General features: G+C 38.8%; 13 protein-coding genes and 1 riboswitch. Of the genes, 8 read left to right on the forward strand and 5 right to left on the reverse strand.

All coding sequences use genetic code 11. From position 1 onward, the window contains the following. Window positions 1-204 precede the first annotated feature (204 nt). The 6 genes from V7149_RS06270 to dapA all read left to right on the forward strand — a co-directional run bounded on the left by V7149_RS06270 (window position 205) and on the right by dapA (window position 6,622). Window positions 205-1,602: a YfcC family protein gene (locus V7149_RS06270; RefSeq protein WP_335344794.1), complete on the forward strand. Its 1,398-nt coding sequence runs from the start codon at window positions 205-207 to the stop codon at window positions 1,600-1,602. 119 nt (window positions 1,603-1,721) lie between these two features. After that, window positions 1,722-2,879, forward strand: a complete 1,158-nt coding sequence (locus V7149_RS06275) for a M20 metallopeptidase family protein (protein ID WP_335344795.1) — start codon at window positions 1,722-1,724, stop codon at window positions 2,877-2,879. Window positions 2,880-3,063: 184 nt separating this feature from the next. Beyond that, entirely contained in the window at window positions 3,064-3,837 is a 774-nt protein-coding gene (locus V7149_RS06280) for an amino acid ABC transporter substrate-binding protein (RefSeq protein WP_335344796.1), read from the forward strand. A gap of 69 nt (window positions 3,838-3,906) precedes the next feature. Then, window positions 3,907-4,563, forward strand: coding sequence for an amino acid ABC transporter permease (locus tag V7149_RS06285; protein WP_335344797.1), 657 nt, complete (start codon window positions 3,907-3,909; stop codon window positions 4,561-4,563). Between the two features lie 14 nt (window positions 4,564-4,577). Further along, the gene (locus V7149_RS06290) at window positions 4,578-5,324 is read left to right on the forward strand and encodes an amino acid ABC transporter ATP-binding protein (RefSeq protein WP_335344798.1); all 747 of its coding nucleotides are present in this window, start codon (window positions 4,578-4,580) and stop codon (window positions 5,322-5,324) included. 99 nt (window positions 5,325-5,423) lie between these two features. Further along, window positions 5,424-5,603, forward strand: a riboswitch (Lysine riboswitch). A 134-nt stretch (window positions 5,604-5,737) separates the two neighbouring features. Beyond that, window positions 5,738-6,622: a 4-hydroxy-tetrahydrodipicolinate synthase gene (dapA, locus tag V7149_RS06295; RefSeq protein ID WP_335344799.1), complete on the forward strand. Its 885-nt coding sequence runs from the start codon at window positions 5,738-5,740 to the stop codon at window positions 6,620-6,622. Between the two features lie 66 nt (window positions 6,623-6,688). Here the strand turns inward: dapA and V7149_RS06300 are convergent, their stop codons facing one another. The 3 genes from V7149_RS06300 to V7149_RS06310 all read right to left on the reverse strand — a co-directional run bounded on the left by V7149_RS06300 (window position 6,689) and on the right by V7149_RS06310 (window position 9,575). Continuing rightward, complete coding sequence (locus tag V7149_RS06300; protein WP_335344800.1) at window positions 6,689-7,468, reverse strand: GGDEF domain-containing protein; 780 nt, start codon at window positions 7,466-7,468, stop codon at window positions 6,689-6,691. Continuing rightward, complete coding sequence (locus V7149_RS06305) at window positions 7,402-8,094, reverse strand: hypothetical protein (RefSeq protein WP_335344801.1); 693 nt, start codon at window positions 8,092-8,094, stop codon at window positions 7,402-7,404. Before V7149_RS06305 ends, V7149_RS06300 begins: the two co-directional genes overlap by 67 nt. Before the next feature lie 194 nt (window positions 8,095-8,288). Continuing rightward, window positions 8,289-9,575, reverse strand: coding sequence for an NCS2 family permease (locus V7149_RS06310; RefSeq protein WP_335344802.1), 1,287 nt, complete (start codon window positions 9,573-9,575; stop codon window positions 8,289-8,291). Between the two features lie 331 nt (window positions 9,576-9,906). On the opposite strand from V7149_RS06310, the gene V7149_RS06315 reads away from it, so the two are divergent. After that, window positions 9,907-10,623, forward strand: a complete 717-nt coding sequence (locus tag V7149_RS06315; protein ID WP_335344803.1) for a Crp/Fnr family transcriptional regulator — start codon at window positions 9,907-9,909, stop codon at window positions 10,621-10,623. 176 nt (window positions 10,624-10,799) lie between these two features. After that, window positions 10,800-11,504 carry a purine-nucleoside phosphorylase gene (gene deoD, locus V7149_RS06320; protein ID WP_335344804.1) on the forward strand — a complete coding sequence of 235 codons (705 nt, stop codon included), beginning with the start codon at window positions 10,800-10,802 and terminating at the stop codon, window positions 11,502-11,504. Window positions 11,505-11,730: 226 nt separating this feature from the next. On the opposite strand, the gene V7149_RS06325 is transcribed toward deoD, so the two are convergent. Both V7149_RS06325 and V7149_RS06330 read right to left on the reverse strand, forming a co-directional pair. Further along, window positions 11,731-12,330 carry a hypothetical protein gene (locus V7149_RS06325; protein ID WP_335344805.1) on the reverse strand — a complete coding sequence of 200 codons (600 nt, stop codon included), beginning with the start codon at window positions 12,328-12,330 and terminating at the stop codon, window positions 11,731-11,733. Between the two features lie 9 nt (window positions 12,331-12,339). Continuing rightward, on the reverse strand, window positions 12,340-13,512 hold the full coding sequence (locus V7149_RS06330) for a ParM/StbA family protein (RefSeq protein WP_335344806.1): 1,173 nt from the start codon (window positions 13,510-13,512) through the stop codon (window positions 12,340-12,342). Window positions 13,513-13,867 lie beyond the last annotated feature (355 nt).

Raw genomic sequence — 13,867 nt, forward strand, 5'->3', positions numbered from 1 at the left:
ATATTCCACTATGCCAATCTAACCAATTTTTTTAAATCGCAAATTATTATTGCAATATAATTGAATGCATCTTACAATAAAGTGCATAAAAATTCATTTTGTGAACTTATTTACATTCATATAGTCATGGTCTTTGTCGATGGACTATTTCCGCTTCATCGGAATATCGACAATTTTATTATTTTACAATAAAGGAGCTTAAAAATGGATAATCCTATTCAACAAGACAAAAAAGGATTGAACATCAATGCTTTTGTCCTCATTTTCTTTGTCATTGTCATCGCTACGATTTTGACTTATATTTTGCCAGCAGGAGAATATGATAGAATTGAGAAGGCTGGACGCACGATTGTCGTTCCGGACTCATTTCATTTTACGGACCCATCTCCAGTTGGATTCTTTCATATCTTTACTAGCATTCATTCAGGCATGGTCCAAGCAGCAGGAATCATCTTTTTCGTTTTACTTGTGGGCGGCGCCTTTGGCGTATTAAAGGCGACTGGCGCTCTCGATGCTTTGATTGTCAGTATTACTAACAAGCTAGCCAATAAAGAATTATTGCTTATTCCAGTAGTAACGCTGTTTTTTGCGGCTGGCGGCACATTGATGGGGATGGCGGAAGAAACGATCGTTTATATAGGGATCATTACGCCATTAGCTATTGCTTTAGGCTTTGATGCCATGGTTGGGTATGCGATTGTAGCACTTGGAGCGAATATTGGATTTATGAGTGCCGTTATGAATCCATTTAACATTGGGGTTGCCCAAAACATTGCCGAACTGCCAACTTTTTCTGGCATGGGTTTAAGGCTAGTTCTTCTCGCGGCTTTCTATTTAGCAGGAGTTATTTATATTTATCGCTATGCTAAAAAAATCAAAAAAAATCCTGAGCTTAAATTTTTTGGCAATTTCCATGAAGGAACAAGTAAAAATAAGCAAACACAAATAAAGCTCGAAACTCGTCATAAATTAGTATTAATTGTTTTTCTTCTTAACTTTGTTGCACTCATTTTTGGCGTTTTAAAACTAGGCTGGTATATAACTGAAATCGGCGCCCTCTTCCTATTATTTGGAGTTATTGCCGGGGTCATCGGAAAATTAAGCCCGAATAAAATTGCAGACAGCTTTTTAGAAGGAGTAAAAGAAGTCATCAGCGGAGCCATCATCATTGGATTTGCGCAGGCGATCCTTGTTGTCATCCAGGATGGGAAACTGATGGATTCAATTCTTTATTACTCTTCTTCCTTCCTAGGTCTGCTTCCGCCAGCCTTAAATGCAATCGGGATGTTTTTCGTTCAGCTGTTTCTAAATTTCCTCGTTCCATCTGGAAGCGGACAAGCGGCTCTTACAATGCCAATTATGTCTCCTCTGTCTGATTTAGTAGGCGTGACAAGACAGACAGCCGTTCTAGCGTTTCAGCTTGGTGATGGGATATCCAATTCTATATTCCCAACATCAGGCGTACTCATTGCGGGGCTTGCGATGGCTGGCATTCCTTATACAAAATGGGTAAAATGGGTACTCCCATTTATATTCATTCAAGTAGGACTAGCGATTGTTTTCCTGCTGATTGCACAAATGATAAAATACGGGCCTTTTTAAGAATTGAATTCACCTATGGGGTATGCGGAGGAAACCTTTAATCCTAACCGCATGCTCCATAGGCTTTTCCATGACCAAAAGTTTTATGACTTAATTATGATTTGGAGGTTTCATTCATCATGCTACAGACAAAATTAGTTGATTCAAATTTAATCGACTGGACAATTAAACTTCGGAGACATTTTCATATGCACCCTGAGCTATCGGGGCAAGAATACGAAACAGCTGCTTATGTAAAGGAAAGATTAGCTGAATTCGGAATTGCCGTTGACAATCGTTTTTCAGCACCAAATGTAGTCGGCTATTTTAAAGGGACCGAAGGAAAAAAAACAATTGCACTTAGAGCGGATATGGATGCCCTTCCCCTTCAAGAAGAGGGAGACAAATCTTACATTTCAACTGTTCCAGGCGTTATGCACGGATGCGGCCATGATGCCCACACAGCTACCCTGCTCGCCGTTGCTAAATGGATGAGCTCGAATCCGCATTTAGTAAAAAATAATATTGTGTTCATCTTCCAAAGCTCTGAGGAAGCGTCTCCTAGTGGAGCGAAGCAGCTTGTGAAAGAGGGCGTTTTAGATGGTGTGGACGCTATTTACGGAATCCATTATATGTCCGGTGTGCCGCTTGGCAAAATCGGATTTGCCACAGGCTATGCAATGGCTTCCAGTGATGACTTTGACATCACGATCGAAGGAAAAGGCGGACATGGCGGTTATCCTCATGAGGCGGTCGATCCAATCTATATTGCCACTCATCTTATTCAGTCGTTCCAATCCATTATCAGCCGAAACCTGAATCCTTTGCACGCGGGCGTGATTTCAATTGGAGGCATGCAAGCTGGTAATTCCTATAATGTCATTCCAGATAAGGTGACGCTGCAAGGTACGATTCGGGCCCTAACATTTGAAGGCGCCGAATTAATGCGCGAAAAAACAGAGCAATTAACAAAGGACATTTGTGCAAGCTTTGGCGCAAAAGGTCATTATCATTTTATCGAAGGGACTCCACCGTTATACAATCATCCAGAAGCATGCGAATATGCGAAAGGAATCATCGAAAAAACCTTTGGTGAAGACGTGTTTATGTCCATTGATCCCGTAATGGGAGCAGAAGACTATTCCTTTTATTTGAAGGAAAGAGTTGGGGCTTTCATCAACATTGGCATGCAAGGAGAGAAAAGCCAGTACCCTCACCATCATCCAAAATTTGATGTAGATGAGGATACGATTCCAGCAGGCATTGAAACGATGCTTCAGCTGGCTTTAAATGCTTAAACAACATGATAGGATTTTTCTAATGAAAGAGGGGCCGCTCCCCTCTTTTTTTATTGTCTAATTTCCTCAGCTTTTTTACTAGAATCAATCTCCTAATATTTCTATTTACTTTTTTATTTTATCTTGTTATCATGATAATATGGTAACGCACTAAAGGATTATGACAAAAGGTGGTCTACTACTAATGAAACGTTTTTCAGCTATTATTCTATCAATATTAACTGTTTTTACTATTTTGGCAGGCTGTTCATCAAGTGCCAGCACGAAGGATAACGAAATTATTATTGGAATTGACGATAAATTTGCTCCTATGGGCTTCCGCGATAAGGATAATAATCTCGTAGGCTTTGATATCGATTATGCGAAAGCTGCAGTTAAAAAAATGGGTAAAGAAGTTAAATTCCAGCCGATTGATTGGAAAACAAAGGAATCTGAACTCAGCAGCGGACGAATTGACCTCATCTGGAATGGGTATACCATTACTGATAAACGAAAAGAAATGGTTCTATTCACAAAGCCTTATTTAGCGAATGCCCAAGTGATTGCAACAAAAGCTGATTCTGACATTAGCACTTTGGCTGATTTGGATGGAAAGGTGATTGGTCTTCAAGGTCTTTCCTCTGCATCTGATGCCTTAAATGCAAATCCGATTAAAGACAGCATCAAGTCTGTTTCCGAATACGCCGATAATGTTCTTGCCTTAAGTGACTTAAAGGCCGGCCGAGTAGATGCGGTTATCATTGATGAAGTCGTTATTGATTACTATATGGCCCAAGAAGAGGGTACCTTTAAGGTCCTTGACGAATCATTAGCGCCAGAGGAATACGGCGTAGGTGTGAAAAAAGGGAACGATGAATTATTAAAAGAACTGCAAAAAGCCCTTGATGAGTTGAGCGCGGACGGTACTGCTGCTAAAATCTCAGAAAAATGGTTTGGTGCAGACAAAGTTCTAAATTAATCGTACAAATTATAGAAGCAAACAGGGTTTCCCTCGGAAAGCCTGTTTTGTTTTTGGAGGAATTCTTTCATGATGGACTACATTCTCACAATTATTAAGCCCATGCTTGAAGGGGCTCAGATGACAATCCTATTATTTATTATCGCCATCATAGTGTCCATTCCATTAGGCTTTCTATTAACTTTAGCTGTAAAAAGTTCGATCAAGCCTCTTTCGTGGTTGGCACAGGCCTATATTTATGTGATGCGTGGAACCCCGCTCCTCTTGCAATTATTATTTATTTGTTTCGGGCTCCCGCTTATCCCTGTAATCGGGGAATATTTAGTGCTTGACCGTTTTGTTGCAGCCTGCTTAGGCTTTATTTTGAATTACGCCGCCTATTTCGCGGAAATTTTCCGTGGTGGTCTTTTGGCTATTGATAAGGGACAATATGAGGCTTCACAGGTTCTTGGCTTAAGCAAATGGCAGACAACGACAAGAATAGTGCTGCCGCAAATGTTCCGTATTGCGCTCCCTGCTGTTTCAAATGAATCGGTGACACTTGTTAAGGATACTGCATTGCTATATGCTGTCGCTGTACCGGAGCTTTTGCACTTTGCCCAGACAGCCGTCAACCGCGACTTTACCATTGTGCCGTTTTTCATTGCCGGCATTATTTATTTAGGAATTACGCTTATCTTAACGTTGCTCTTTAAATGGCTAGAACGGCGCTATAAATTTGAATAAGAAGGATTGATATTATGGCTATCATAGAAGTATCCAACCTAAAAAAATCATACGGTCATTTAAATGTCCTGAAGCAAATTACATTTAATGTTAAAAAGAATGATGTCATCGCCGTCATTGGCCCTTCCGGTTCAGGAAAAAGCACCATGCTTCGAAGCCTGATTCATCTTGAGAAAATCAATGATGGCAGCATTTGTATAGATGGCAATTACCTAGTTAAAAATGGTGAGTATTCCAAACCGCAGGAATTGAATCGGATTACGTCCAAAATGGGGATGGTTTTTCAGCACTTTAATCTATTTCCTCATCTTACGGTAAGAGAAAATTTAGAAATTGCTCCTAAGATGGTGAAAAAGGAATCTGCGGAATCCCTTCAGAAGCGCAGCATGGAAATTCTCGAGAAGATTGGGTTAGCGGATAAAGCAGGCACATATCCTGGAAATCTCTCAGGCGGACAAAAACAAAGGGTCGCTATTGCGAGAGCTTTAATGATGGAGCCAGAGATTCTTCTGTTTGATGAGCCTACTTCAGCCCTAGACCCGGAATTAACGGGTGAAGTGCTGCAAGTAATGAAAACACTCGCTGAAGAACAAATGACGATGATTGTCGTCACTCATGAAATGGGCTTTGCTAAAGAGGTCGCCAATCAGGTTCTATTTATGGATAACGGAGAAATTGCGGAGTCCGGCCACCCGGACCAATTGTTCTCAAATCCTCAATTTGACCGGACAAAAGCCTTCTTGAATCGGGTGCTTAAATAAGCTAATGGAAAAACATTTCTAAAAATCCCTTGCAATTATGGGAACCTTCAGTTAACATTGAATACAATTAAATAAGTTCTTATTTCAAGATCTTTTTGAAGTGAGGATAGAGGCGCAAAGACCATCAGTACACAATCGGAGGATAATGAGACCCTATGATGATTGTGAAAAGGGGAATTTGCCGAAGTTTTAGGAATCTCATGTTCTTAAAGCTGGGCCTGTGTTGAATAAATACAGGACTGTCATATAGGAGAGACTATATGGAGGGCTATCGCACAAGAAACGGTGATTTTTTTACACTATTGTTTCTATAGCAACAGCGAGTCCCTCGTTGTTGCTTTTTTGCGTTTAGTTTTAAATAGGCCCTATCACCTCTACTTTTTAAAAAAATTTAAAAAAGGGTGTGTGAAGTTATGAATTTTGGTCAAGTACTTACAGCAATGGTAACGCCATTTGATCATAACGGTGAGGTTGATTTTGAAGCGACAAAAAATTTAGTTAACTATTTAATCGAGAATGGGTCAGACGGATTAGTTGTTGCAGGTACTACTGGTGAGTCGCCAACTTTAACAGAGGAAGAGAAAGTGGCTCTATTTAAGTTTGTTGTTGAGGTAGCTGGCGGCAGGGTTCCCATCATAGCTGGAACAGGTTCGAATAATACAAGAACTTCCATTAGCTTGACTAGAAAGGCTGAAGAGGCTGGAGTGGATGGCATTATGCTTGTTGCGCCATACTATAACAAACCATCTCAGGAAGGCATGTATCAGCATTTTAAAGCTATTGCTGAAGCAACGTCATTACCGATCATGCTGTACAATATTCCAGGACGAAGCGTTGTGAATATGTCAGTTGAGACAATTGTAAGACTTTCAGAAATTCAAAATATCGTAGCAATTAAGGAAGCTAGCGGTGACTTAGATGCCATGGCCCAAATCATCAGCCAGACCCCAGCTGACTTTACTTTATACAGTGGGGATGACGGTCTTACCTTACCGGTTCTGGCTATCGGAGGAGCAGGGATTGTTTCTGTTGCTGCCCACATTATCGGGAACGAAATGCAAGACATGATTAATAGCTTTAATAATGGTGAGCTTCAGAAAGCAGCGGCTGCCCATCGCGAGCTTCTTCCGATTATGAAGGCTTTATTTAATGCTCCAAATCCAACACCAGTAAAAGCTGCTCTTAATCTGCAAGGCATTCAAGTTGGCGGAGTCCGGCTCCCATTAGTTCCTTTAAATAATACGGAAATGACTGCATTGCAGGAAGTATTGCAAACACTTCAGCCAGTAAATGCTTGATCATTAGAAGAAGCCCACTCCTAACGTTAGAAGTGGGCTTTATTAATAAGAAATACATGTATTAAATCACTTAACAGAAACGTTATTTTTTCCGCTTTGTTTGGCCTTATATAGTCCGAGATCCGCATGATGAAATAATTCATGAAATGATAGAACTTTTCCGTCTAAGTTATCCGCAACTCCCATACTCGTTGTTACGGATACACTGTTTCCACTCATTTCGATCTTTAACTTACCAAAAACCTCCCTAATTTCTTCAGCCCTTTTCTTGCCTCTTTCAAGTGAAGCGCCCCTAATCATTACGACAAACTCATCCCCGCCATACCGGGCGAATAGCTCATTTTCCTTTATTGTTTTTGAACAAGCAATACTTACTTGTTTAATAACCTCATCACCAAAAAGGTGACCATACTGATCATTAATGATTTTAAAATTATCGATGTCAAACAAGATACAGACAATACTTTCATTTTTGACAGATGCTTGTTCTAACCACTCATTTGAAGTGGTTTCTAAATAGCTTCGATTAAAGGTACCTGTTAAAAAATCAGTATTGGCTTTCCTTTTAAAATCAGCCATACTATGTTTGATTTCAAGCTTTAAAGCCGTTAACGCTAATTCTTGTTTATTAATATCGTTTATCAAGGATATATATTCCTTTTGAACACGATACCCTAACTGAACATCTTCCATCTGCTCACACAATTGGCATCGCTCTTCTTGAATCGTTTTTAATAAGTATAAATCTTGATAGCTTTCCACTAATTCCTTTGCAACAGTTAAAGAGTCAAATGCTTCCTTAATAATTTTTGCTTCCGATACCAGCTTCCTTGTAAATGATAGCACTGAGACTTTTCCCTTATAAAGGATTCTAAAATAGGGTCATGGATCATTTCATTAATAAGTGCTTTTGAATCATGAAAATAATTGAGCTCAAGATAAGCTTTTGCAATGTTCAGCTTTACTCTTAGTCCAAGAATAGGACTGGCGGGTTTGTGTAATTTAGACGCCTCTAGCCCCTTTTGACCTGCTTCTAAGGCTGCTTCATAATTGCCTTCCTCCATCAAAACATGACTGAAATTGCTATATCCATTACTAACGATATTATATTTCTCTAATTTCTTTCCTAGCTTGATGCTATTCTCCAGTGTCGCCTTGGCCTTCGTAAAATCCTTATTATATTCATAAAGCAAAAACAATACATTGTACTGATGTAATAGATCTGCTTCGTCTCCAAAACCTCTGCAAACTTCAACATAGGCATCAATACTATTAAAGGCTTCCTCTATATCCCCAATACAATAATAGGAAGCAGCATGATTTATATGGGCAGTTAAAATAGATTTAAAATCATCGAATTCTTTTCCGCACTTCAGAAGATTATAGCATGCCTCAATCGTTTCCTTATATTTCCCCTCAGCCCTAAGTTTCGTTACTTCTTGCTGTAATAGCTTTAAATCTTCTTTCTCCATATTTCTGCTCCTTATGTATATATAAATAGTATATGAGTATAAATATGTATCAGTTTTTTCTTTATATGATGTATTAAATTATACCTCATAAACTATAGTAGAGCCTGTTTTTTCCCATGTTCATACACTTAACTATAAAAAATAGAGAAGTGATAAACACTTCTCTGCAAGGGGCATTTTTAGAACATGATTTGTTAAAAAGCTCCTACTATAAAATATAGAAGAAAGAAAAAAGCAATGACATACATCGTTCCTGTAACTTCCTTTTTTCTGCCTGTTGCCCACTTTAATACCGGGTAAGCAATAAAGCCAAAAGCAATTCCGTTAGCGATATTAAACGTTAGCGGCATGATGGCCAGCATTAAATAGGCAGGGAAAGCCTCTGTAAAATCGCTAAAGGGAATTTCTTTTATCGATTGGACCATAAGACATCCAACAATGATCAAAACGGGTGCGATTGCACTATTAGGAATCACTTTAAAAATTGGTGTTAGAAAAAGTGCCGGTATAAACAGTAAGCCAGTTGTTAATGAGGTTAAGCCAGTTCTGCCGCCCGCGGCAATACCTGTTGCGGACTCAGCAGCGGTCGTTGTCGGGCTGCAGCCAAAAAGGCCCGCACCGATGACTGAAAAGGAATGAGCTTGAAAGGACTTGCGAAATTTCGATTTATCTGGAAGCATGCCAAGCTGAACACTCATATTTTGGAAAATAATGACCATCGATAAAGAAAATACGGCTGTCCAAAAATGAAACGTACCTATTTGGCTAAAATCAAAAGCTAAAAAAACCTCTTGATAACCGTTAAATGAGAGATGGAAATCACGCAACTTTGAAAAGTCCACAATACCAAATAAAGCTCCAATGAATGTCCCTATCAAAATTCCGATCAAAAAGTTCCCTTTAACATTCTTCTGAAACAACGGTACAAGAATAAGCAGAGTAAGCAAGGTCGTTAAAGCATGGGGATCGCTAATCTTTGCCAGCGCTACAAAGGTTCCCTCGTTTGCTACGATTACACCCCCATTTTTCAGACCTAGAAATGCAATAAATAAGCCAATTCCTGCAGTCATAGCATGAATCATAGACATCGGAATAGAGTTTGATAAAAAAACAGCGACTTTAGAAGTTGTCGTTAATACATAAACAATTCCCGCTATCAACACAACGGCTAAAGCCTGCTGCCAAGATAGGCCGAAAGATAACACGAGTGTAAATACGAAAAACGCGTTGTCCCCCATCCCTGGAACGATGACCAGTGGAGAATTTGCCCATAAGGCTAATAACATACATCCTATAAAGGAGCAAATCACTGTGGCAATAGTGACAGCTTCATAAGGCATGCCAGCCATATTCAAAATCGCACCGTTGACAACAATGATATAGGCTACCGTAATAAATGAGGTTAGGCCAGCAACCATCTCTGTGCGGACACTCGTATTTTCTTCTTGAAGATGAAACCATTGATTTAATTGTTTTAACAAGAGCCAATCACTTCTTTCTAATGAAAAGCACCACAGCAGATTGTGCTTGCCGCAAGAATATATAACCCTCAAGGGCATGAATAATCGAAAAAATGACAGTAAAAACAAATGCCCTAACTAAGCCAATCCAAGAGATAGAGATCCTAATCCTGCCGTTTCGGCATAGTAAGCGATAATCGCTGAAAAGAAAGCACCGCTACTATGAATCCTTCAAGTCCAATATTAATGAAACCTGATCTTTTAAACAAATTTTTCGTATTAATTCCCATGGTATAATGTTCATTATCATTCCAAAGAAAGTAGAAACAATGAACTGAAAGGTTGGATTCCTTTGATTACCAAAATTACAGACTGCGCTATTTTCGCTAATATTCCCGAGAATGAATTATCTAATATCATTCCTTTACTTAAAGAACGTCATTTCAAAAAAAACCATGTTCTAATATTTGAAAATGATCAAAGTGATGAGATTTATATCATTCGCTCAGGAATGGCAAAAGTCTGCCGTATACATGAAGGCAGGGAAGTTGTACTTGGTATAACAATGCCTGGAGATATTATTGGTGAGACAGAAGCACTTTCTAACGACCAGCACCGAATCTCATCGATTGAAGCAATAGAGAATGTTTCAACCTGGCTTATTTCCAGGAATGATTTCTTAAATATCGTGGAAAAATATCCATCAGTCCTTAGAAAAGCCTATATGATTCTTGTCGAGAGGACCCGCATCCTTAATCGGCTAGTTCGGTATTTAACCTTCTATGATGTCCGTACGAAGGTTGCAAATTTACTCATAGATTTATTTTATAACTTCGGAAAACCATGTGATAACGGTTACAAAATAGACCTGAAAGTAAATCAGTCTTTACTAGCAAATATGCTGGGTGTGACGAGAGAATCAATTTCCAAAACCATAGGTGATTTTCAAAATGAGGGCCTTATTGATGTACAAGGTAAGTATTTTTACCTCCTTGAAAAAGACAAACTGGAATTGATATGTAACGAAACTGAAGAGACCCCATCACTTCGCAAATGGAATTCTCTTTAGTCTGGAGAGTAATTCAAATATAGCAAATAGTTGTAGGTAGTTCAGTTATGCGATTAACGTTTTTTTGTGAATTGGCTCACACTTTTGTCGTTATCCCTTTAACAGACTTCAAAATTTTATTGTGTTATGATTTTTTGGAATCGCTTTCGAATGATAGAATTTTGGAGGGAAGATATATGAGTTTTCATATCGAGGCAAAAGTTGGAGAAATTGCAGAATCCGTATTACTGCCGGGAGATCCGCTGCGTGCCAAATATATTGCTGAGACTTTTCTAGAAGATGCTGTTTGCTATAACCAAGTGAGAGGCATGCTGGGCTTCACAGGAACATATAAAGGGAAACGTGTTTCCGTACAAGGAACAGGGATGGGTATGCCATCAGCATCTATCTATATTCATGAATTAATTAAAGATTATGGCGCCAAAAGCCTTGTTCGCGTTGGCACTTGCGGAGCCATTCAAGAGGATGTAAAAATTCGTGATGTCATCATTGCTCAAGCTGCTGCCACAAACTCAGCTATTATCCGCAATGATTTTCCTGGATATGATTTTCCACAAATCGGGAATTTCGAATTAATAAAGAGCGCATACGAAATCGGCGTTGAAAAGGGCCTTAATCTTCATGTGGGTAATGTTCTATCTTCTGATCTTTTCTATACAGACGATACGGAAACATTTTTAAAGCTAGGAAAATTAGGCGTTTTTGCTGTTGAAATGGAAACGGCTGGACTTTATTATTTAGCAGCCAAATTTGGCGTGAAAGCTTTATCTATTTTAACTGTAAGTGATCACATCATTACTCATGAGCAAACAACAGCTCAGGAAAGACAAACCACTTTTAATGACATGATTGAAGTGGCTTTAGAGGCGGTAACAAAATAAAGTAATATTGAAAAGAGATACATTTTCTAACCTTAACTTGATGATCAAGTCAATCCTAAGCTTATCGAGCCGTACAGTAAGACTATCGTACGGCTCTTAAGTAAAACCGATACTATTTTATCCATTTTATTCCTCTTAGAAATCCTCTACTATACATAGAGCTGTTCAAATAAAAAAGAAGTGCCATTCTTTCTAATGGCACTACTTTTTTTAGGGGGATAGTATTCTACTTATTCATCTTAGCAAGGAAATCACCAAGCAGATCATCAAGGTCGAAATCGGTTTCGGCAGCTTCTTCCTCCACCTCAGGCTCCTGATTTTTCTTGGCGGTTTCCCAATCAAAATCCATTAGATCATCGTCTATGGATTCTTCTAAAGCGGCTGCTGATTCCTGTTCATATTTTGAAAGATTAGCCGTTTCCTCATTTATAGTGGCAATCTCGGGTTCCTCTTGCAAATACAATGCTTCATTAATATCGATAGATTTGCTGTTCATGGATGCCAGTAATGAGGTTGACCGAACGGGATCGATTAGCAGCTGATAAATAATATTGCCTATGAGGGCTTCGGAATGCTCATGCTTTAGCCAATCTCGCTGGGATTTACTTAATCGCTGAGGAAGGGGAATGGTGATCGTTTCCCTTTCTTGGGAGTAGGATTTTCCAACTCCCTCTAGAACAAACTCGGCCATTTTGCTTGAGAAATTTCTTCGTTCCGTTTCCTTTAGCTTTTGGAGATGCTTTAATAAGTGGTCAGGTGTATCTGAAGGGATGCGAAAGGATATCGCTTGTCCCCTTTTAATCATACCTGATTTTGATTTTTCCATAGAATCACCTTAGCCCTTCACAGGCTCTTTGACCGCTTTTACCTTTTCCATTTTCCTTGAATAGTCTTTAATTAATTTATAATAGGCATTGGCCATCATCCAAATGCTCTCTTTTTCATTTTCAAAAAAATCTATGTTATACCCATCTAAATTATTGTTTATTGTTTTTATATATTCCTTGAGTACATTCGCTCCTCCGCCGACAAAATAGCAGATCTCTGTCTGCGAGTTTTTTTGCCACACATTCCGCAATAAACGATACTGCTTCTTAGCCAAATCAAGCAGGATTCGATCTGTAATGTCATGGACACTTGTACGGCTTCCTTTTACCATAATATGATTTCGGTCATTTTTCTTCGTTATAATTTCAACCACATCTCTGCGGCTGTCGAGTTCAATGCCATGCTTGGATCTTATTTCTTCTCTAATGGCTTCTAATGATTCGGACACACCAAGATTAAACCCTTGAGCCTTATCATCATCAACATTTCGGTTCTTAATAACCGCTATATCGGTAGACAGCCCCCCGATATCCTGGATAATAATCCTTTTGTCGATAAGGTCCTTATTAATAATCTTTAAATCATTATCCATGACTAGATTAATATAAGCAGCAAATCCTTCAGGATATACCTTGACCTCATCGAACCTTAGATTCACCTTTAATCCTTGGTATTTAGGTGTAACAAGAAATTCCACCTGATGGACAGACCCTATTAATTTCGAACGATATCCGGCATCCTTTCCCTCCTTAACCTCACGAAGAGGGAGTCCCGTTCCGAGTGTGTAGGCAGCATCGATGATATTTTTTGTCCGCTGGAAGACATCTTTGTTTTCTGACCTTACTGCATCTAAAGCCAGTGTTGCAAAAAGCATAATTAATGTTTGATCTTCCTCTGATTTACTGCTCCCAGGGTCAAGCTCTGATGCGCTATTGCTTTTTGTTGCCAAGTTTCCGACTCGGTAGATGACGTTATTCTCCTTTAGAGCAGGTGAATGGACCTTTATATGTATGCCATCAAGCGGATTTTTCTGATCGAGTTCTTCAATTCCAATGATCGGACGATCCTCTGTGTCCCTAGCAATAATATTAGGAATATTTAATTCATACTCTACTTCCCCGAAAATAGCCTTAACCGAGTCATTTCCAACATCAATCGCTGCAATTCTGGATTTAGTCATTACATCTTCATCCCTTTTCTATTTAATTGTTTTATATGTATAAAGCAGTTTCTACTTTTAAGGTTAAGGGGGATAATTGAAATCTTCAATGGACGTAGCCGAAATAAAATACAACTGTAAATCAGTAAACATCTTGTAAACTTAGTGATTTTTTGTAAACATTTATGTATACTTGTGTAACAAATTCGTACACATATTGCTACTGAAGGATGTATACGAATTTGTAAACAAGTAAACGCATTTGTGTACGGAAAGTTTACATTTTGTAAACAAGTAAACAGTTAATAAATGAATCTAGCACGATTGATTTTTATTTTATCCTTTGCCACTATTTTTAAATCTCCACCCTTTCTTT

The organism is Bacillus sp. JJ1503, from assembly GCF_036965125.1.
GTDB lineage: Bacteria > Bacillota > Bacilli > Bacillales > Cytobacillaceae > Cytobacillus.